The organism is Alcanivorax sp. HI0007 (assembly GCF_001635525.1).
In the GTDB taxonomy this organism is placed as follows: Bacteria; Pseudomonadota; Gammaproteobacteria; order Pseudomonadales; family Alcanivoracaceae; genus Alcanivorax.
Genome location: NZ_LWEJ01000157.1, coordinates 31,492 through 51,458, shown reverse-complemented (window position 1 = coordinate 51,458; position 19,967 = coordinate 31,492). Strand labels below are relative to the sequence as shown.

Annotated in this window: 14 protein-coding genes; 7 read left to right on the top strand and 7 right to left on the bottom strand. The window is 59.3% G+C overall.

What is annotated here, in order from left to right:
- Positions 1 to 1,406, bottom strand: a 1,406-nt coding sequence (locus A3714_RS08380; RefSeq protein WP_063509139.1) for a hydantoinase B/oxoprolinase family protein, incomplete at its 3' end; no start/stop codon positions are given.
- A gap of 226 nt (positions 1,407 to 1,632) precedes the next feature.
- Here A3714_RS08380 and A3714_RS08375 point away from each other — a divergent pair.
- The 3 genes from A3714_RS08375 to A3714_RS08365 all read left to right on the top strand — a co-directional run bounded on the left by A3714_RS08375 (position 1,633) and on the right by A3714_RS08365 (position 4,873).
- A complete protein-coding gene (locus A3714_RS08375; protein ID WP_063509246.1) occupies positions 1,633 to 2,814 on the top strand; it encodes an aspartate aminotransferase family protein in 1,182 nt (393 codons plus the stop codon).
- Entirely contained in the window at positions 2,811 to 3,719 is a 909-nt protein-coding gene (argF, locus tag A3714_RS08370) for an ornithine carbamoyltransferase (protein WP_062816891.1), read from the top strand. Before A3714_RS08375 ends, argF begins: the two co-directional genes overlap by 4 nt.
- 98 nt (positions 3,720 to 3,817) lie before the next feature.
- Entirely contained in the window at positions 3,818 to 4,873 is a 1,056-nt protein-coding gene (locus A3714_RS08365) for an ABC transporter ATP-binding protein (RefSeq protein WP_063509377.1), read from the top strand.
- Between the two features lie 140 nt (positions 4,874 to 5,013).
- Here the strand turns inward: A3714_RS08365 and A3714_RS08360 are convergent, their stop codons facing one another.
- The 5 genes from A3714_RS08360 to A3714_RS08340 all read right to left on the bottom strand — a co-directional run bounded on the left by A3714_RS08360 (position 5,014) and on the right by A3714_RS08340 (position 11,634).
- Positions 5,014 to 6,117 (bottom strand): GGDEF domain-containing protein, encoded by a 1,104-nt coding sequence (locus A3714_RS08360; RefSeq protein ID WP_063509376.1) that lies wholly within the window; start codon positions 6,115 to 6,117, stop codon positions 5,014 to 5,016.
- Positions 6,114 to 7,217 (bottom strand): diguanylate cyclase, encoded by a 1,104-nt coding sequence (locus A3714_RS08355; RefSeq protein ID WP_063509386.1) that lies wholly within the window; start codon positions 7,215 to 7,217, stop codon positions 6,114 to 6,116. Before A3714_RS08355 ends, A3714_RS08360 begins: the two co-directional genes overlap by 4 nt.
- A gap of 200 nt (positions 7,218 to 7,417) precedes the next feature.
- On the bottom strand, positions 7,418 to 8,908 hold the full coding sequence (gene glpK, locus A3714_RS08350; RefSeq protein ID WP_063509375.1) for a glycerol kinase GlpK: 1,491 nt from the start codon (positions 8,906 to 8,908) through the stop codon (positions 7,418 to 7,420).
- Between the two features lie 351 nt (positions 8,909 to 9,259).
- Positions 9,260 to 10,876 (bottom strand): ATP-binding protein, encoded by a 1,617-nt coding sequence (locus tag A3714_RS08345; RefSeq protein WP_063509374.1) that lies wholly within the window; start codon positions 10,874 to 10,876, stop codon positions 9,260 to 9,262.
- A gap of 35 nt (positions 10,877 to 10,911) precedes the next feature.
- Positions 10,912 to 11,634, bottom strand: a complete 723-nt coding sequence (locus A3714_RS08340; RefSeq protein ID WP_062816885.1) for a response regulator — start codon at positions 11,632 to 11,634, stop codon at positions 10,912 to 10,914.
- A 648-nt stretch (positions 11,635 to 12,282) separates the two neighbouring features.
- On the opposite strand from A3714_RS08340, the gene A3714_RS08335 reads away from it, so the two are divergent.
- From A3714_RS08335 to A3714_RS08320, 4 genes are all read left to right on the top strand, one after another.
- Entirely contained in the window at positions 12,283 to 15,165 is a 2,883-nt protein-coding gene (locus A3714_RS08335) for a ribonucleoside-diphosphate reductase subunit alpha (RefSeq protein WP_062816883.1), read from the top strand.
- Positions 15,166 to 15,319: 154 nt separating this feature from the next.
- The gene (locus A3714_RS08330; RefSeq protein ID WP_062816882.1) at positions 15,320 to 16,609 is read left to right on the top strand and encodes a ribonucleotide-diphosphate reductase subunit beta; all 1,290 of its coding nucleotides are present in this window, start codon (positions 15,320 to 15,322) and stop codon (positions 16,607 to 16,609) included.
- Positions 16,610 to 16,760: 151 nt separating this feature from the next.
- A complete protein-coding gene (locus tag A3714_RS08325; protein WP_063509373.1) occupies positions 16,761 to 17,600 on the top strand; it encodes a hypothetical protein in 840 nt (279 codons plus the stop codon).
- Positions 17,601 to 17,858: 258 nt separating this feature from the next.
- Positions 17,859 to 18,071, top strand: a complete 213-nt coding sequence (locus A3714_RS08320) for a hypothetical protein (protein ID WP_035248960.1) — start codon at positions 17,859 to 17,861, stop codon at positions 18,069 to 18,071.
- Positions 18,072 to 18,123: 52 nt separating this feature from the next.
- Here the strand turns inward: A3714_RS08320 and A3714_RS08315 are convergent, their stop codons facing one another.
- Positions 18,124 to 19,833 (bottom strand): amidohydrolase, encoded by a 1,710-nt coding sequence (locus A3714_RS08315; protein ID WP_063509372.1) that lies wholly within the window; start codon positions 19,831 to 19,833, stop codon positions 18,124 to 18,126.
- Positions 19,834 to 19,967 lie beyond the last annotated feature (134 nt).

The following is a 19,967-nucleotide window of genomic DNA, read 5'->3' as shown; positions in this document are numbered from 1 at the left end:
CCTGCCAGTCCCCAGGGTGCGTGACGGCGGCGCTCGGTCAGCAAGGTCACCTGGGCATCGCCCAGGAATTCCAGCTCACGCACCAGACCATCACCGCCTGCAAACTGCCCTTCACCGCCACTGCCCCGGCGCAGCTGATAGCGGTGCACCCTGAGCGGATAGTGGGACTCCAGACTCTCGATGGGGGTATTCAGGGTATTGGTCATATGGCTGTGCACCGCCGACAACCCCGGACCACCGGCATGGGCGCCAGTGCCCCCGGCCATGGTTTCGTAGTAATCCCAGCCATCCTCTCCGGCGGCGCCCATGGCCACATTGTTCATGGTCCCCTGGCTGGCAGCGGGAATCGCCTGGGGGGCCGCCTGGGCCAGCGCCCCCAGCACCACATCCACCACCCGGGAGCTGGTTTCCACATTGCCAGCCGCCACTGCCGCCGGACGATTGGCATTGAGCAACGAACCTTGCGGGGCTGACAGGCTGATGGGCCGAAACAGTCCATCGCACGCGGGCACATCATTGTCCATCAGGCAGCGAAAGCAGTAATAAGCGGCGGCGGCCACTGACAGCGGACAATTGATGTTGCCTGCCACCTGGTCGGCGGTGCCGGAGAAATCCAGGCCGGCCTGCTCCCCGGCAATGGTCAGGGTGACAGCAATGACGATGTCCTGCTGCCCCTGGCCATCGTCATCCATGTAATCCCGGAACCGGTAACAGCCGTCCGGTAACGCTGCGATTCGGGCCCGGGCCCGTTTTTCCCCATAGGCGTTGAGGGCATCGAAGGCAGCAACCAGGTCGGGCTGCTGTTCCGCCAGTTCTGCCAGACGCCGAGCCCCCGCCTCACAGGCGCTGGCCTGGGCGACAAAATCGGCAAACCGCCGGTTTTCCACCGGCAGCCCCCCGCTCTCATCCAGCCCGGCCAGGTGTCGACACAAAGGCACCTGCCACTGTCCCGCCCGTTTCAGCCAGCTGGGAGCAATGACGATGCCCTCCTCCTCCAGATGGGTCGACACCGGCATGGATCCGGGACTGTGGGCGCCGATATTGGCGTGATGAGCACGGGTAACGGAAAAGCCAATCAGTGAGGCAGCATGAAACACCGGCGCGACCACGGTCACATCCGGTAGATGGGTGCCGCCCAGATAGGGATCATTGACCACCAGCAGGTCGCCGGGCTGCCAATCCCGGCCACTGACCAGATCCGCCATGGCATAGGCCATGGACCCCAGATGCACCGGAATATGGGCTGCCTGGGCACACAACCTGCCTTGTTTGTCGAAAACGGCGCAGGAGAAATCCAGGCGATCCTTGATGTTCGGCGAGAGGGCACTGAGCCGCAGCACCGCCCCCATCTCGTCACAGATCCCTGACAGGCGGTTGGCGAAAATACTGAGCTGGACAGGATTCATAGAAGCAATTAACAGTTAATAATGAATAGTTAATAACTAAAAACGGGACAACAGCCTACCGCTGTTAACTATTCACTGTTAACTATTCACTGAATTGTGCGCTATTATCGACGGTTCCGGCAGCCTTCGGCTGCCGTTTTTTATTTGGGACGCGTACAGACGGTGCTGTGATCAACGGTCCGGTGCCCGTTATCAATTCTCCATTATCGATTATCAATTGCCTGTTATGTCGCAATATCTGATTCCCACCTATGCACGGCAGCCGCTGGCGTTTGTGCGCGGTGAAGGGGTATGGCTCTACGATGAGGCCGGCCACAAGTACATGGATGCCATCTCCGGTATCGGGGTCTGCAACCTGGGCCACTGCCATCCGGCGGTAACCCGCACCCTGGCCGATCAGGCCGGGCAGCTTATGCACACCTCCAACCTGTACCGTATTCCGTCCCAGGAAGCCCTGGCCCAGCGCCTGTGCGAAGTGAGCGGCATGCAGAGCGTGTTCTTTTCCAACTCCGGCGCCGAAGCGAATGAAGCGGCCATCAAGATTGCCCGGCTCTTTGGTCAGCGCAAGGGCGTCAGCTGCCCCACTGTGGTGGTCATGGAGGGCAGCTTCCATGGCCGCACCATGGCTACCCTGTCCGCCACCGCCAATGCCAAGGTACAGGAAGGCTTTGCCCCGCTGCTGGAGGGGTTTGTCCGGGTGCCGTTTAACGATCTGGACGCGGTCCGCGCCCTGGGCGACAACGCCAATGTGGTCGCTGTCCTGGTGGAACCGGTACAGGGCGAAGGCGGTATCAATGTCCCCGCCAGTGACTATCTGCCCGGCCTGCGTGCCCTCTGTGACCAGCATGACTGGTTGCTGATGCTGGACGAAATCCAGTCTGGCAATGGCCGGACCGGCGATTACTTCGCCTGCGTGGGCGACAAGGTGACGCCTGACGTGCTGACCACCGCCAAGGGCCTGGGCAACGGCTTCCCCATCGGCGCCTGCCTGGTGGCCGGCAAGGCCGACGGGGTGTTCGGCCCCGGCAACCACGGCAGTACCTACGGCGGCAATCCTCTGGGCTGCGCCACCGCGCTGACCGTGGTCAACACCCTCACCGATGACGTGATGGCAGGGGTCGCGGAGAAAGGGGCTTGGCTGAAGGACGCCTTTACTGACGCCTTTGCCGATCTGCCCATGATCAAGGAAATCCGTCAACGCGGCCTGATGCTGGGTATCCAGCTGGATCGCCCCTGCGCCGAGCTGGTCAACCGGGCCCGGGAAGCCGGCCTGCTGATCAATGTCACCGCAGGCTCCGTGGTACGCCTGCTTCCGCCACTGGTGATCAGCCAGACCGAGATGCAGCACCTGGTGGAGACTCTCTCCCAGGTCATTCATGACTTCGCCAACGAACAGGAGGTCGCATGACCCGCCACTTCCTGACGCTCACCGATCTGAGCCGGGACGAGCTGGGCTACCTGATCCAGCGCGCCATTGAACTGAAAACCATGCTGCGTAATGGCCAGAGCCATACGCCCCTGCTGGGCAAGACCCTGGGCATGATCTTCGAGAAATCTTCCACCCGTACCCGGGTATCCTTTGAAGTGGCGATGACCCACTTCGGCGGGGCCAGCATCTTTCTGTCGCCCCGGGACACCCAGCTGGGGCGCGGCGAGCCCATTGAAGATTCCGCCCGCGTGCTGTCACGCATGGTGGATGCGGTGATGATCCGCACCTTCGACCACGCCACCGTGGAAACCTTCGCCCAGCATTCGGCGGTGCCGGTGATCAATGCGCTCACCGACGATTTCCACCCCTGCCAATTGCTGGCCGACATGCAGACCTTTGTGGAGCATCGTGGCAGCATCCAGGGCAAAAAGGTGGTCTGGGTGGGCGACGGCAATAACATGTGTGCCAGCTATATCAATGCCGCCAACCAGTTCGACTTCGAGCTGGTGATCAGCAGCCCCAACAGCTTTGAACCGGACAGCGAACTGCTCAACCGTTATCCCGAGCGGGTGCGTCTGGAAGCCGACGTGAACGAAGCCGTGAAAGGGGCGCATCTGGTCGTTACCGACGTGTGGGCCTCCATGGGGCAGGAAGACGAGCAGCAAGCCCGCCTCAATGCCTTTGAAGGCTACCAGGTGACCCCCGAGTTGATGGATCGGGCCGACCCGGACGCCCTCTTCATGCACTGCCTGCCTGCCCACCGCGGCGAGGAAGTCAGCCACGAGATGATGGACGACCCGCGCTCGGTGGTTTGGGATGAAGCGGAAAACCGTCTGCATGCCCAGAAGGCGCTGCTGGAGTTCCTGCTCACAGGCCAGCACTGATACAAACCCGTAAACCGTTGGAGTCTTGCTCGCAGGGCGAATATTTTCCGGCTTTCGCCCCGAGCCAGCCTCCAACATCTCCAGAAGGCGCAAACGCAATGAACCCGCCGTTGCTTACCCTTGAAAACCTGGCCTGCGGTTACCACCAGCAAGCCGTGGTAAAGGATCTGAGCCTGGAGCTGGCCACCGGCGAAATTGCCTGCCTGCTCGGCCCCAGCGGCTGTGGCAAAACCACCACCCTGCGCGCCATTGCCGGGCTGGAACCGGTCTCTGGTGGCAGTATCCACATCCAGGGCCGGCAGGTCTCCAGCCGCAGCCGTCAACTGCCTCCGGAACAACGGGGCCTGGGCATGGTGTTCCAGGAACATGCCCTTTTTCCCCACCTGACCGTGGCCGACAATGTGGCGTTCGGCCTGCGCAAACAGCCTCGCGCGCAACAACGCCAGCGAGTCAGCGAGTGCCTGGACCGGGTCCGGCTGGCCGGCATGGAAGACCGTTACCCCCATGAGCTGTCCGGTGGCCAGCAACAGCGGGTGGCACTGGCACGGGCACTGGCCCCCCGCCCGGCCCTGCTCCTGCTGGACGAACCTTTTGCCAGCCTGGATCTGGACCTGCGCCGGGCCCTGGCCCGTGAACTGGGCGATATTCTCCGCCAGGAAAATGTCACCACCCTGCTGGTCACCCACGATCAGGAAGAAGCCTTCGCCCTGGCCGACCGGGTCGGCGTAATGAACCAGGGACGGCTGGAACAATGGGACAGCCCGTACAATATCTACCATGCCCCGACCAACCGTTTCGTGGCGGAATTCGCCGGCTACGGTTCTTTTCTGCGCGGGGAGGTGCTCGATGAAAACACCGTCAGGACCAGCCTGGGGGAGCTCACCGGGCGCAGCAATGCTGCACTGATACCGGGCAGCCAGGTGGATGTGTTATTACGCCCGGAAGACGTGATCGCCGACGAAAGCGCACACCTGGCCTTGCCCGTGACCCGCCGCCAGTTCACCGGCGCCACCATCCTCTATCACCTGCGCGTCGGCGCCGACGAAACCCTGCTCTGCCAGACCGACAGCCACACCAATGTGGTGGAAGGCGATGTATTACACGTGCGACTGGCGACCAAACACTTGGTGGCGTTCACCGTCAGTGAACAGTGAACAGCGCGCGCGAAAGACGACCGCAATTTTAAACGCATGAGGCCGCGCCCAAAACCTGGGCGCGGCCTCATGCGTTTCAACACAAAACAAAAGTCAGGCGCGAACTATTAACTGTTCACTGTTAACTATTCACTGCCTTTTCACGCCACCCGGCTCTGATTGCGCCCCCCGGACTTGGCCTTGTACAAGCCCCGGTCCGCACGGTTGATCAGCTCGTCGATGGTTTCGTTTTCCTGGCAGGCGGCCACACCGACCGACAGGCTGACGGCGCCTGGCCCGCCTTCCTGCATAAAGCTTTCTTCGCGCCAGCGCTCGCGCAAACGCTCCGCCACCCGCAGCGCGCCGCTCTCGTCACTCTGGGGCAGAATCAGCAGAAACTCTTCCCCACCGAGACGACCGAAATAGTCACCATCCCGCATGCCCGCCAGGGCCAGCGCGGAAAACCGGCGTAACACCCGGTCTCCCCAGTCATGACCGTGACGGTCGTTGATCTGTTTAAAATGGTCCAGGTCCACATAGCAGATGGCAAAGGGCAGCCCCTTGCGGGCAAACAGCGCCCGCTGACGCTCCAGGATCTCAAGCAGGTGGCGACGATTGAACAGGCCGGTCAGATCATCCCGTATGGCCATTTCACGGACCTGCTCCACCGCCCGGGCCAGTTGATGGTTCTTGTCGGCCAAGGCGTCACGCAAACGGTTGATGCCCCCGCCGGTAATGGCAAAGCTCACCGAGATCATGGAAAACACCAGCCACTGCAAGGCTTCCACGGACAGACTCAATTGCACCCAGCGGTCGTTCATGGCCAACCACAGCATCACCGCATAGGCCGCACTGGCAAGCACCGCCACGCCGATCATTACCTTGCCGGAAAGTCGGAACGAGACCAGCAACAGGCCGGCAAAAAACAGGGTGACCACACTGAGCCGAAACTCGTCCACGTAGTAACCGGAGACCATGAATACCACCATGAAGTGCAGTACCAGCGGCAAGGACAGACTCGGTTCACTCAGACGCAGGGTCCAGCCGGTGGCAAGAAGCAGCTGGTAGGCCACCAGGGAGGCCCAGACCACGAACAGCATCAGCAGGCCCTGTTCCAGCGCCACGTCAAAATAGCCGAACTGGAAATACACCACGCATAACAAGGTATGCATGGCCATGATGGCAATGGCCGAACGGCTATGCCGCTTGAGCAAACGCTTCTCGCTGAGGGTCAGCTTTTCCGCCTGTCGCAGATCCTGATTCATTCGCTCTGCTCCACCACCAGTTTGTCGCGGCCGGACTCCTTGGCCTGATAGAGCGCCCGATCCGCACGCAGGATCACCTGCTCCGGGGTTTCTTCACGCCGGTACATGGCCAACCCCGCGGAGACCGTGACGGCGAGTCCCGGTGCCTCCTCAAAGCGCTGGCTGCGCATACCCAGCAGGATCCCCTCGGCCAGGTTACTGGCCTCATCCGGATCACTGACCGGCAAAACCAGCATGAACTCCTCTCCCCCCAGCCGGGCGGCAAAATCCTGCCCGCTCAGGTGACGGCGAGCCACCTCGGCAAAGCGCTCCAGCACCCGGTCCCCAATACGGTGTCCAAAGTCGTCATTGATACGCTTGAAATGATCCAGATCCAGATACACCACCGCCAGCTGGTAGGCGCCACGTGCCGACTGGCCACAGGCCTTGGCCAGTAACTCCATGGCATGGCGGCGCCGATAGAAGCCGGTCATCTCGTCTTTCACGGCCATATCGTGGATACGCTCAACAATGTCCGCCAGCTGCAGGTTGCGGCGACTCAACTGGGAGCGGATGGTGGAAATTTCCGAGGCCAGCAGAATCATCGCCAGCACCATGACCGAGAACAGCCCCCACTGTATCCATTCGCCCCGCAGGTCCACCACCTCCGGCCAGTAGCCGGAAACCACACCAAGAATGACCGCATAACCGAATACGCAATAACCGGCCAGCCAGGCGAACTGTCGGAATGACGCCTGCAGCACTCCCATCTGGACAATGGCAAAGAAAATCATCATCACGCACAGGCGCACCTGGTCCACCACCAGGGCAGTCAGCAGAATCCCGGTGGTGGACCAGACCATCAGCGGCATGATCATGGAAGGTTCGGAAAGCCGGCGATTCAACCCCAGCAGCATGAACAGGACGAAGCCCAGATGCCCCACCCAAATGGCAGCGAACATGCCGTAAAAAAGGGCGGAACCGCCGCGGAAGAAATCCAGCTGCAGGGCAATCCAGCACAGCAGGGTGTGGGCGCTTCCCCCGGCCAGGATGGCAAACAGCACCCGGCGCAGTCTCTGGGACTGCAGGGCTGCAGGATTGAGCGTTAATGATTGATCCATGCCGGATTCCCGATCCGGTGCAGCCATTCCCACCAGCAGCCGCACCCAATGGTAGTCATTTAGTATTATTGTTGTGTGAACTCTAACCCTAAATGTCTACCGCGTCACAGTTTTCATCCCTGAAACCGGACCGTCCATCACCGTGCCAATGAAAAAAGTGGCACAGAAGTCCCTGATTTTTCGGGCATTACCCTTGCAGCCTATTCACCGACCGGGCTCTGACAGACCCGGGCCACTGCTTCCCGCCATCCCTGATAGCGGCGTTGGCGCTCGTGATCTTCCAACAGTGGTGAGAATTCCCGCTCGCAGCGCCATTGCTCGGCCACGGCGTCCAGTGAGTCGTACAGACCCACGCCCAGCCCTGCCAAGTAGGCCGCGCCCAGGGCGGTGGTTTCGGTGACCATGGGACGGTCCACGCACACTCCCAACACGTCAGCCAGGGTCTGGCTGAGCCAGTTATTGACCACCATGCCGCCATCTACCCGCAAGGTGGTGGGCCGGGTACCGCAGTCCGCCGCCATGGCATCCAGCAGGTCCCGGGACTGATAGCACACCGCCTCCAGCCCCGCCGTTACCACTTCGGCAATGCCGGTGTCACGGGTCAACCCCAGCAGGGCACCGCGGGCGTGGGGATCCCACCAGGGAGCACCGAGACCGGTAAAGGCCGGTACCAGATAGACGCCACCGGCAGAGCCGGCGCGGCGGGCCAGTGCCTCGGTTTCACTGGCATCACGAATCAGATTGAGGCCATCGCGCAACCACTGGATGGCGGCCCCCGCTACAAAGATGGAGCCTTCCAGCGCATAGGTGGTTTTGCCATTGAGCCGGTAGCCCACGGTGGTAAGCAGACGATTATGGGACACCACCGCCTCGCCGGTATTCATCACCATGAAACAGCCGGTGCCATAGGTACTTTTCACCATCCCTGGCTGAAAACAGGCCTGCCCCACCAGTGCCGCCTGCTGGTCCCCGGCAATGCCGGCCACCGGCACCGCGGCGCCCAGCAGTTCAGGGCACGTGGAACCGAACTCACCGGCACTGTCTCGCACCTCCGGCAGTACGGCGGCTGGAATAGCGAACAACTCCAGCAAGGCCGAGTCCCAGGCCTGTTCGTGGATATTGAACAACAGGGTGCGCGAGGCATTGGTGGCATCGGTGGCGTGGACCTTGCCACGGGTGAGTTGCCAGAGCAGCCAGCAATCGATGGTGCCGAACGCCAGCTCGCCGGCTTCGGCACGCTGGCGGGCGCCGGGCACATTATCCAGCAACCAGGCCAGCTTGGTGGCCGAAAAGTACGGATCCAGCAACAATCCGGTCTTGCTGCGAACCGTATCTTCATGGCCGGCATCACGCAGGCGCTGGCAGTACTCTGCCGTGCGCCGGTCTTGCCAGACAATCGCTCTGGCCAGCGGATCACCGGTCTGGCGATCCCACAGCACCGTCGTTTCACGCTGGTTGGTAATACCAACAGCCGCCAGCTGCTGGGCTTCCACACGGGCATTTCTCAGGGCCTGCTGGCAGAGCGCCAGGGTATCCTTCCAGATTTCCAGGGCATCGTGCTCTACCCAGCCATCCTGAGGAAAATGCTGGCGGAACTCTTTCTGTGCCTGCCCACAGGCCCGCCCACTGGCATCAAAAACAATGGCGCGGGAACTGGTGGTGCCCTGGTCGATGGAAAGGATGTATGACATGGCTCGGCTAACCCTGTTATCAGAATTGGAGGCTGGATCAGTCAGACGCTGCGTGGAGGCGCCAGGAACCGTATTTTACATGATGGCGCGATGGCAGATTGAACGATAACGGACAACACGATGGACCTTATCGGCGATTTAAGAGCTTCTAAACCCACCCTACGATGCTGCCGGGTTGTCGACATCTGTTGCGCTTTGGAAACCCTGATCGCCCTTCGGTCGATATCCGCGCAAGCGCGGTTCGCCCCTCAAGCAGTTTATTCGCTTCGCTCACCCTTCGGGCCGCACGGAACTACCTGCGCTACTCCGCTACACTCCGTTCCTACAGCGACTTCGAAGAAAGCTTGCAGCTTAATTAACCCGCCCCAGCACATGCTGGCCCTGTTGGTGGCGCGGCAGAATGACGGTAAATCGGGCGCCGCCCATGGGGCTTTCATCCACGCGGATATCTCCACCATGCCAATCCACAATCCGTTTCACAATGGACAAGCCAAGACCATAGCCACCACTGGCACGATGGCGACTCTTGTCCAGCCGGGCGAAGGGTTTAAACACACGCTCGCGCTCGTGCTCGGGAATGCCGGGACCATTGTCATCCACATGGATCACCACCTGGCTTTCAGTCCCCTCAACCACCATCACGATCCGCGAGCCGGCATAGCGCAGGGCATTGGTTACCAGATTCTGTAGTACCCGGTGCAGGTAGCGTTCTTCCGCTTCCACTTCCAGGGTGGGCTGCCCGCACTCCACACTGATAACGGTATCACCACGAATGGTTTCCAGTTCGTCACGCAGCTGCTCGCAGAGCTCCCCCACCAGGACCGGCTTGAATTCAATATTGGGGGTGCCCTGTTCCAGGCGGGCGTAGGTCAGAATTTCATCGATCAATTGATCCAGCTGCTCGATATCATGGTCCAGGGCATTGAGTTTTTCCCGGCGCAATTCCGCCGACTCGATATCCGCCAGCATCTCCAGACCGAAACGCAGCCGCGCCACCGGGGTGCGCAGTTCATGGCTCACCGCCCGGGTCATCTCCCGCTGGGACTCAATCAGTCGGCGGATGTGGGCGGTCATGCCATTAAAGGTGGCCGCCACCTGGCCGATGGCATCGTTGCCTTCAATATTGGCGTAGGCCCCCAGATCACCACTGCCCAGTTGACTCACCGCCTGGTCGAGCTGCTTGAGGCGCCGTTGCAACGGGCTTACCTGCAGATAGGTGGCCAGCGCCACTGCCAACAGGCTGAGGGCCCCGGCCACCAGCAGCAATTCCATGGGGAACTGGTCGAACAGACTGAGGGGGCCGATCACCAGCAGTTTGCCGGTCTGCGCCACCGGAGCATAAATGCGGATACTGGAGTTGTTACGGGTACTGTCATCCAGACCGATAACCACTTCGCGACGATTGAGCCGCTGCTCCTGTTCCGGGTCCAGGGATACTTGGTCCCGTGGCACAAGATTGAGGGGGAAGCCGAAATGCTGCTGGAGCCGGCCCAGGGCCTGCTCCCATTCGTCTTCGGGGAAGTGGGAAAGATGGTTCAACACCAGCACGGCGGTGGCCCGGGCCTGCTGCTCGGACACCTTGGTCATGCGGGTGGTGATGTATTCGGATTCTCCGGGCAACTGAAAAAGGATATCGGCGTAGCCTTCCTTATCATTCAGACGCATCACCACCAGGCCGTCTTCCAGATGCAACGTCTCCCGGTAGCCCAGTTCCAGCTCGTTGGCAGACTGTAGCTGGATCTCCGCACTGAACAGCTTGCTGAGCACCTGGCTCCAGCGGTCACGCTCCCCGGGCTCATAGCGTTGGTAGCCTTCCGCCATCAGGTAGAAGGTACCCCGCGCCATTTCCTCCCGGTAAATATCCGAGCGGTAGCTGTTAACCAGCTGCACGGCGGCATAGGTGATGGCGCCGATAAAACACAGCGCCAGCAACAAGCCCCCGTAGAGCCTCAGGAAAATACTATTCAAGCGTCACCCAGCGTCACGCCGCGGCACAGAAACGCTCAGGCCGCGCCGATTTCCTTGACGAACAGATAGCCCTTGGAGCGCACCGTCTTGATACGCTTGGGATTTTCCGGATCGTCCCCCACCTTGGGACGAATCCGGGAAATGCGCACATCAATCGAGCGGTCCTGCCCGTCGTACTGAATACCGCGCAGCTTCTCGAAAATGGTTTCCCGGGACAGCACCGTGCCCGCATTGGACGCCAGCAACCAGAGCAGGTCGTATTCCGCACTGGTCAGATCCACGGATTCCCCGGCCAGGGTCACTTCCCGGGCGGAGTTATCGATCACCAGGGCACCAAATTCCAGCCGGGCCGGTGAGCTGTCCCGTTCGCTGTCGGTTTCCACCCGGCGCAGCAGGGCGCGGATACGTGCCAGCAACACCCGGGGTTTCACCGGTTTGGCCACATAGTCATCGGCCCCCATCTCCAGGCCCAGTACCTGATCCATATCATCGGTGCGGGCGGTGAGCATGAGAATGGGATTCTTGTAGGCGCTGCGAACCTCGCGGCAGACGGTCAGACCGTCGGCTCCGGGCAACATCAAATCCAGGACCACCAGATCCGGTTGCTCGGCACGAATGCGACGGATAGCTTCTTCGCCATCACTGACTACCGTCACATTGAGACCATTGGTTTGCAGATATTCACAGGTAAGATCGGCAAGTCTTTCGTCGTCTTCCACGATCATGATGGCTGGCGGGTTATCCTGCACCGTTGTCATCCCGTCCTTATCCTTTTTCACTTCGTATCATTATTGTCGTTGGTACACAGAGCCCAAGGCGGCAAACTGTAACAAACGTATCCCTATCAGGTGTTTATACGCATAGACACTGTCCACGGCAACCTTACTGATACCAAAGGTACATTGAAGCTGCTTCACGGGGTATTTTTTTCCGTTGACAAACACAATATCTAGTACCGCCCTGCCCCGCAAAAGTGCAACCCAAATGCACCCACAGTGGTCCACAACTTATCCACAAAATTTCCCCAGGCGAAGTGCTTGCAAATCCATAGACACAACTATAACTTGTACTGAAGTCGGGCGGCGACCCCAACATATTGGGTTTTTGTAAAATCGCTGCCACCCCGGGATAACCGCATCCAGCGTACCGAAAAATACAGCCACATCAGCCATTTAGGGCTTTTCTGGCGACCAGGGGCAAGTACATCGTCATGGACAAGACACAAGATATAGTGGTCCACACCCAAATCAGACCACCAGGCACCACCCAACACGGATTTTACTGCGCCACGGCCTGACCGCTGTGGCGTTTTGCGTGGTGAGCCCTACGCGGCATCAGACCACGCCGGCACCACCACCACACAAACCGACAACAGACAGAACAGCACAAACAACGGAGAGCGCACCATGCAGACGGATATGAGCCAAAACCCCAACCAGACCGGCTCCCCGGCAAGCGGCGAGAGCGACCAGGACCAGTCCATCGCCAGCACCGCCCCCGGTCAGCTGCGCGTTATCAAACGCAACGGCAAAGTGGTGGGCTACGATGACGACAAGATCACCGTGGCCATCAGCAAGGCGTTTCTGGCGGTAGAGGGCGGCACGGCAGCCGCCTCTTCCCGTATCCATGAAACCGTGGCGCGCCTCACCGAGCAGGTCACTGCCACCTTCAAGCGTCGCATGCCCTCCGGCGGCACCATCCACATCGAGGAAATCCAGGACCAGGTAGAACTGGCCCTGATGCGTAACGGTGAGCAGAAAGTGGCCCGCGATTACGTGCTGTACCGTGAGCGCCAGGCGGCCAAGCGTGCCGAGCAAAATCACAACCTGCCCGAACCCACCCACCAGGTGGACATGACCGTCACCATGGAAGACGGCAGCAAGGCTCCCCTGGACATGGCGCGCCTGGAACATCTGATCCGTTCTGCCTGCTCCGGCCTGGACGATGTGAGCGCCGACAAGATCATCACCGAAACGGTGAAAAACCTGTACGACGGTGTCTCCATTCATGACGTGAACACCTCCATGGTGATCACCGCCCGCACCATGATCGAAGTGGAGCCCAACTACTCCCAGGTCACCGCTCGCCTGCTGATGGACAAGATCCGCGCCGAAGCCCTGCAGTATCTGGGCGTGGCCGAGCGTGCCAGCCACGAGGAAATGAACGCCCTGTACAGCGATGCCCTCAAGGCCTACATCACCAAAGGTATCGAACTGGAGCTGCTGTCTCCGGTGCTGGGCGAATTCGACCTGGAAAAGCTGGGCGCCGCCATCAATGGTGATCGTGATCTGCAGTTCTCCTACCTGGGCCTGCAGACCCTGTATGACCGTTACTTCATCCATCACAACGACACCCGCATCGAGCTGCCGCAGTGCTTTTTCATGCGTGTGGCCATGGGCCTGGCCGTGGAAGAGGACAACCGGGAAGAACGCGCCATCGAGTTCTACAACCTGCTGTCCAGCTTCGACTACATGAGCTCCACGCCGACCCTGTTCAACGCCGGCACCCTGCGCCCGCAGCTGTCCAGCTGCTACCTGACCACCGTGCCTGATGATCTGCACGGCATTTATGGCGCCATCCAGGACAATGCCATGCTGTCCAAATTTGCCGGCGGCCTGGGTAACGACTGGACGCCGGTACGTGCACTGGGCGCCTATATCAAGGGCACCAACGGCCGCTCCCAGGGCGTGGTACCGTTCCTGAAAGTGGTCAACGATACTGCCGTGGCCGTGAACCAGGGTGGCAAGCGCAAAGGCGCGGTCTGTGCCTACCTGGAAACCTGGCACCTGGATATCGAGGAATTCCTGGAGCTGCGCAAGAACACCGGTGACGACCGCCGTCGTACCCACGACATGAACAGCGCCAACTGGATTCCCGACCTGTTCATGAAGCGCGTCATCAACGAGGAAGACTGGACCCTGTTCAGCCCCAACGATGCCCCGGACCTGCACGACCTGTACGGCGAAGCCTTCGAAAAGGCCTACCTGGCCTATGAAGAGAAAACCCGTAACGGGGAAATGAAGCTGTTCAAGCGGGTTCCCGCCATCAACCTGTGGCGCAAGATGCTGTCCATGCTGTTCGAGACAGGCCACCCCTGGTTCACCTTCAAGGATCCGTGCAACCTGCGCAGCCCGCAGCAGCACGTGGGTGTGGTGCACTCCTCCAACCTGTGCACCGAGATCACCCTGAACACCAACAAGGAAGAAATCGCCGTGTGCAACCTGGGTTCCGTGAACCTGGCCCAGCACGTGGACGCGAACGGTCTCGACACCGACAAACTGCAGCGCACCATTAATACCGCCGTGCGCATGCTCGACAACGTGATCGACATCAACTACTACAGCGTGCCCCAGGCCGAGCGTTCCAACATGAAGCACCGCCCGGTGGGTCTGGGCATCATGGGCTTCCAGGACGCGCTCTATAAGCAGGGCATCAGCTACGCCTCCGAAGGCGCCGTGCAGTTTGCCGACAACTCCATGGAAGCAGTGAGCTACTACGCCATCCAGGCCTCCGCCAAACTGGCCGAAGAACGCGGTGCCTACCAGACCTTCGAAGGATCCCTGTGGAGCCAGGGCGTACTGCCCATCGACTCCATCGACATCCTGGTCAAGCAGCGTGGCGAAGACTACTGCAAGGTGGATCGCAGCCAGACCCTGGATTGGAACAGCGTGCGCGAGATGGCGAAGAAAGGCATGCGTAACTCCAACGTGATGGCCATCGCCCCCACCGCCACCATTGCCAACATCACCGGTGTTTCACAGTCCATTGAGCCGACTTATCAGAACCTGTACGTGAAATCGAACCTGTCCGGCGAATTCACCGTGGTGAACCCCTACCTGGTCAACGCCCTGAAAGAGCGTGGCCTGTGGGATAACGTGATGGTCAATGATCTGAAGTACTACGACGGTTCCGTGCAACCCATCGAGCGCATGCCGGCGGACCTGAAAGAACAGTTCCGTACTGCCTTCGAAGTGGAACCGCGCTGGTTGGTGGAAGCCGCCAGCCGTCGCCAGAAGTGGATTGATCAGGCCCAGTCACTGAACCTGTACATTGCCGAAGCCAACGGCAAGAAACTGGACGTGACCTACAAGATGGCCTGGTTGCTGGGTCTGAAGACCACCTACTACCTGCGCGCCATCGGTGCCACCCAGACGGAAAAATCCACCATCAATGATGGCAAGCTCAACCGGGTCTCCTCCAAGGTGGAAGAGACCGCCGAGTTTGGCCAGGCCGCCGATGTACCACAGGCCTGCTCCATTGATGACCCGGATTGCGAGGCTTGCCAGTAAGCGCTGCCGGAAATGGGTCGGACGTCCGGAATCGGACGTCTGACGACAAAAGATAAATGCGTCCGACGTCAGACTTCTGACGTCCGACCCACCAAAGAATACGCAAGCGGTGATCAACACCACCAAACTTGTAAGCACGGAATGGAGAGAGCACATGCTGAACTGGGACGAATTTAATGCGCAAGAGACGCCTGTCGCCAAACAACAGCCCAAAGCCCCAACGCCGCCGCAACCTGAGACGGTATCTGACCAAGCGGCACCTCAAGCTCAAACATCGGCAGCGGGAAGTGCGCCGATTACTGGAGGAGCCGATGAGCAGCGACAAGGACGAACAGAACGAGCCACCACAGACGCCGTAGCCCGCGCCCGCGATACCGTGGCGAAAATGGATATCAGCGAAGGGGTTGCCGAGCTGGAAGGCACCGCCGGTCGTGTGGAAGTGGACGACAAGCGCATGATCAACTGCCGCGCCGACCTGAATCAGCTGGTACCGTTCAAGTACGACTGGGCCTGGCAGAAATACCTGGATGGCTGTGCCAACCACTGGATGCCCCAGGAAGTGAACATGAACGCCGACCTGGCGTTGTGGAAAAAGGCCGACGGTCTCACCGACGACGAGCGTCGCATCGTCAAGCGTAACCTGGGTTTCTTCTCCACCGCCGATTCCCTGGTCGCCAACAACCTGGTGCTGGCCATCTACCGCCTGATCACCAACCCGGAGTGCCGCCAGTACATCCTGCGTCAGTCCTTTGAAGAGGCGATTCATACCCACGCCTACCAGTACTGCATTGAATCCCTGGGCATGGACGAAGGCGAAATCTTCAACATGTATCAGGAGATTCCCTCAGTGGCCAAGAAGGCCCAGTGGGGTATCCAGTACACCCGCGACCTGTCCGATCCGGAATTCACCACCGGCACCGTGGAAACCGACAAGGCACTGCTGGAAAACCTGATCGCCTTCTACTGCGTACTGGAAGGCATCTTCTTCTACTGCGGCTTCACCCAGATCCTGTCCATGGGTCGCCGTAACAAGATGACCGGCGTGGCCGAGCAGTTCCAGTACATCCTGCGTGACGAATCCATGCACGTGAACTTCGGCGTGGACGTGATCAACCAGATCAAACTGGAAAACCCGCACCTGTGGGATTCCCAGATGCGTGACAAGGCTACCCAGATGATCCTGGAAGGCACCGAGCTGGAAATCCAGTATGCCCGCGATACCATGCCCCGCGGTGTGCTCGGCATGAACGCCGCCATGATGGAAGAGTACCTGCAGTTCATCGCCAACCGTCGCCTGGTCCAGCTGGGCCTGCCGGAGCAGTTCAAAGGCGTGAACAACCCCTTCCCGTGGATGAGCGAAATCATGGACCTGCGCAAGGAGAAGAATTTCTTTGAAACGCGGGTGACCGAGTATCAGGTCGGTGGTGCGCTGAGCTGGGATTAAGACGAGAAATCAAGGGCGCTTCGGCGCCCTTTTTTGTTGGGAGGCCTCACGTCCCCCTAAAAAGTTCCAAGCCGGCGAATAGTTCCTCAACACTTGGTAGCAACCACGCACTCAAACAACCTGTATATTGAATAAACCATCAATAAATTACATGTCCGTAAAATCTATTTACCTAGACTGGAATGTCTATGTTCGTCTGTTAGGCGGCGACTACTCGGATCTCGCCAATTCACTAAACCATGCTAAATCATCAGGGATAGTTATTCCTTTCAGTGCGGTCCACATCAACGAAGCCACCAACATTCGTAGCCAGAAAGAAATCTCAACAAGGTTAAATTTTATCAGCAAGCTCTCAAACCAAATTTACTTCGAAAATTCAATAACTAATACTGGGCTTGTTACCAAATCCCCATTGTCCGTCTATAACACTGTAAGAAGCACATCGAAAGCCGAAGCAATAATGAAGGCGCTTGGCAACACAATCACAAGGCCGTTGCTGATGACCATTAGGCCGTTATTGGGACTAGACCCTCGCCATCTCAACAATATAGACCCTGAGAAGATATGGGATGAAATTGACAGAGCCATCCTAAGCAGCAAAGCTTCCAACAAACTTCCTCCCCAGTTCAGAGAGTCCCCAGCGTTAAGTCTAGCCAGGCTAGTACTACAATATTCCAATCAAAGGCCTAATTATGTGAGTCAATTTCGGAGGAGCAAAAACCAACCAATCAGCAGACAAGACACAATGGTTTCGATCTTATATTCACTTCTGGAATCGTTTGGATATCACCCAGAGAAAAAGAAGATCTTTGAAAGAGCAAGCAGGTTCAATGATGCGTTGCACTGCTTCTATGGAATACACTCAGAAATATGCATTTCGGAGGATAATGGGTTCAGAATGAAATCCAAGGCAATTGCTTCACTCTTGGGTAACCAGACTGAATTCGTACATCCCAATGCTGCAAGCCAAGCGATATCAGGACTTATTTGAGTGACCACCCACAAATGGCGCTCCTGATCACCTGCCCTTCTCCCGCTCAGGCTCACCAGGCTTCACCGGCGCCAGCGACACCACAACTGGCCAGCAGGACAAAACCGTTAACGAAATAACAACGACCACCTGTCCTGAGTGGCGAAACTTTCACCAACCCCGGAGATTTCCCGTTTGTTTTGTGCCGGCATCGTTGGCAACATGGAGTAGAGTCTGAACAGGGCAACACAGGCTCATCCCAACTGCAGGAGGCTTCGCATGAGCGATTACGACGACAGAGATGATTACCAGCAAGAAGCCGAAGACCTGTTGGAAACGATTGAACAGGTAGAAGAAACCCTGACAGTCATGTCCAAGGTGGTCGGGCAGCTGAAAGAACAGGTGGCCTCACACCTGGACCCGTACACGGTTGAAATGAGCGCCGAGGAATTCCTGGAACAGTGCGAGAACCTGGAAGGGACCTGGCACTAGTTCCACTCAGCCTGAAGTGACAGGGGCCGCATCGATGGCCCCACTCACCCCCCTACTCCGCGATCCTTTCCGGATAACGGCGTACCCCATCCACCCAGGTTCCTCGCACCTGGATAGACGACCAGTCACCGATAAATTCCCGCGGATCACGATCCAGCCAGACCAGGTCCGCGCGCATGCCGGTACGCAATTGCCCGACCCGATCGTCCACACCCAACTGCCTGGCGGCATCCACGGTCACCGCCTGCAGAGCCCGTTCCACGGAAATCGCCTGCTGCGACCCCAGCAAGTCGCCGGAGGCGGTGCGCCGCTCGACCGCATTCCAGACCAGCTGCAACGGTTGAAACGGCACCACCGGTGAGTCCGCGTGCAGGGTAAAACGCAGCCCCTGCTCGGCGGCTTCCGCCAGCGGGCTGATCCGGGAAGCCCGCTCCGGCCCCAGGAAAAGATCCCGGTGGCGATCACCCCAGTAGTACACATGGTTATTGAAGAACGACGGAATCACATCCAGCGCCTGCATGCGGGCCAACTGGTCCCGGGTGGCCATCTGTGCATGAATCAACACCGGCTGCACTGCCACTTCCGGGCACTGCTGACGCGCTTGCGCCACCGCGTCCAGGCTCATGGTAATGGCCGCATCGCCATTGGCATGGATCGCGGTCTGCCTGCCGGCACAGTGGAACTGCACCACCTGCCGGGCAAGCTGCTGTGGAGACTGATTGGGAAAGCCCAGGTATTCCGGCGGATGATCGTCGGGCACCCTGTAATAGGGTTCCTCCAGAAAGCCGGTATAGCCCTGCAGGGAACCATCACTGACCAGTTTCACCGGCCCCAGATGGATCCGCTCCCCCTCCGGCAGAGTCCACTGGCCGTCCTTGCGTGCTTCCTCCGCAGCGGCTCCCGGCCAGACGCTCAGTCGCAAGGGAATCAACCCGAACCGTAATGCGGGTACCAGCGACTTGATGGTGGTGGTATCAGCCAGGCCATTCTGGGCGAAGGTAATTCCCCGCGACAGATACAACCGGGACGCCCGGCGCATGACCCGGTAGCCGTCAATGGCTGACAGTTTCAGGATATTGGCACGGACAGGATTAAACGCGGTTTCCGCCAACAGACCATTGAGGCGGCCGTCATCATCACGGCCATAATAACCGCCGGGTGGATCCTCAACATTCTCACTGATGGACATGGCCTTCAGGGCCGCCGAATTGACGACGCCCAAATGGCCGGAAATATGCAGCACCATGATCGGCCGGGTGTCGCTGATCGTGTCCAGCTCGGCCCGGGTGGGATAACGCTGATCACTCACGGTGGTATCGTCAAATCCGTAGGCCAGCAGCGCCCCGTCAAGACGTCGCTGAGACAGGGTGCGCAGCCGTTCCAGCAGGGTGGCGATACTGTCCAGGTCACCAATCGGCGGACTGTTGGCATCCACCGCCACCGCCGACAACCCTTCGCCCGGGAAGTGGCCGTGGGCCTCGATAAAGCCGGGCATCAGCACCCCGCCTTGCAAATCGACCACACGCACATCGCGACTGACCTGATCACGCAAGGTATCACTGGCGCCAAGGGCAACAATCTCACCGCGCTTGACCAACATGGCATCCGCACGGGGATTGCCCGGGTCCATGGTCAGGATGGTACCGTTGGTGAACAGCTGCACAGGCGGCGGCGGCGGATTGAACCAGCGATGCACTCCCGCCACGGCCACCACCAGCAGCGCAAGCAGGGACAACGCACCGATAATCCAGACTTTTTTCATAGTGATCGCTCCTTTGCGCTGACTCTGCCGTGAGCTGACGGCAGCCTCAAGCGCGAATATCACATTTGTTAATGAAACAGATCAGATTACCGCATACCTGTTCCGGGCCCGGGCGCGCTATAGTGAAGCTCGCC

Coding starts and splice junctions, on each gene's coding strand:
- A3714_RS08375 (WP_063509246.1), top strand. CDS start 1,633: ATGTCGCAATATCTGATTCCCACCTATGCACGGCAGCCGCTGGCGTTT.
- argF (WP_062816891.1), top strand. CDS start 2,811: ATGACCCGCCACTTCCTGACGCTCACCGATCTGAGCCGGGACGAGCTG.
- A3714_RS08365 (WP_063509377.1), top strand. CDS start 3,818: ATGAACCCGCCGTTGCTTACCCTTGAAAACCTGGCCTGCGGTTACCAC.
- A3714_RS08360 (WP_063509376.1), bottom strand. CDS start 6,117: ATGAATCAGGATCTGCGACAGGCGGAAAAGCTGACCCTCAGCGAGAAG.
- A3714_RS08355 (WP_063509386.1), bottom strand. CDS start 7,217: ATGGATCAATCATTAACGCTCAATCCTGCAGCCCTGCAGTCCCAGAGA.
- glpK (WP_063509375.1), bottom strand. CDS start 8,908: ATGTCATACATCCTTTCCATCGACCAGGGCACCACCAGTTCCCGCGCC.
- A3714_RS08340 (WP_062816885.1), bottom strand. CDS start 11,634: ATGACAACGGTGCAGGATAACCCGCCAGCCATCATGATCGTGGAAGAC.
- A3714_RS08335 (WP_062816883.1), top strand. CDS start 12,283: ATGCAGACGGATATGAGCCAAAACCCCAACCAGACCGGCTCCCCGGCA.
- A3714_RS08330 (WP_062816882.1), top strand. CDS start 15,320: ATGCTGAACTGGGACGAATTTAATGCGCAAGAGACGCCTGTCGCCAAA.
- A3714_RS08325 (WP_063509373.1), top strand. CDS start 16,761: ATGTCCGTAAAATCTATTTACCTAGACTGGAATGTCTATGTTCGTCTG.
- A3714_RS08320 (WP_035248960.1), top strand. CDS start 17,859: ATGAGCGATTACGACGACAGAGATGATTACCAGCAAGAAGCCGAAGAC.
- A3714_RS08315 (WP_063509372.1), bottom strand. CDS start 19,833: ATGAAAAAAGTCTGGATTATCGGTGCGTTGTCCCTGCTTGCGCTGCTG.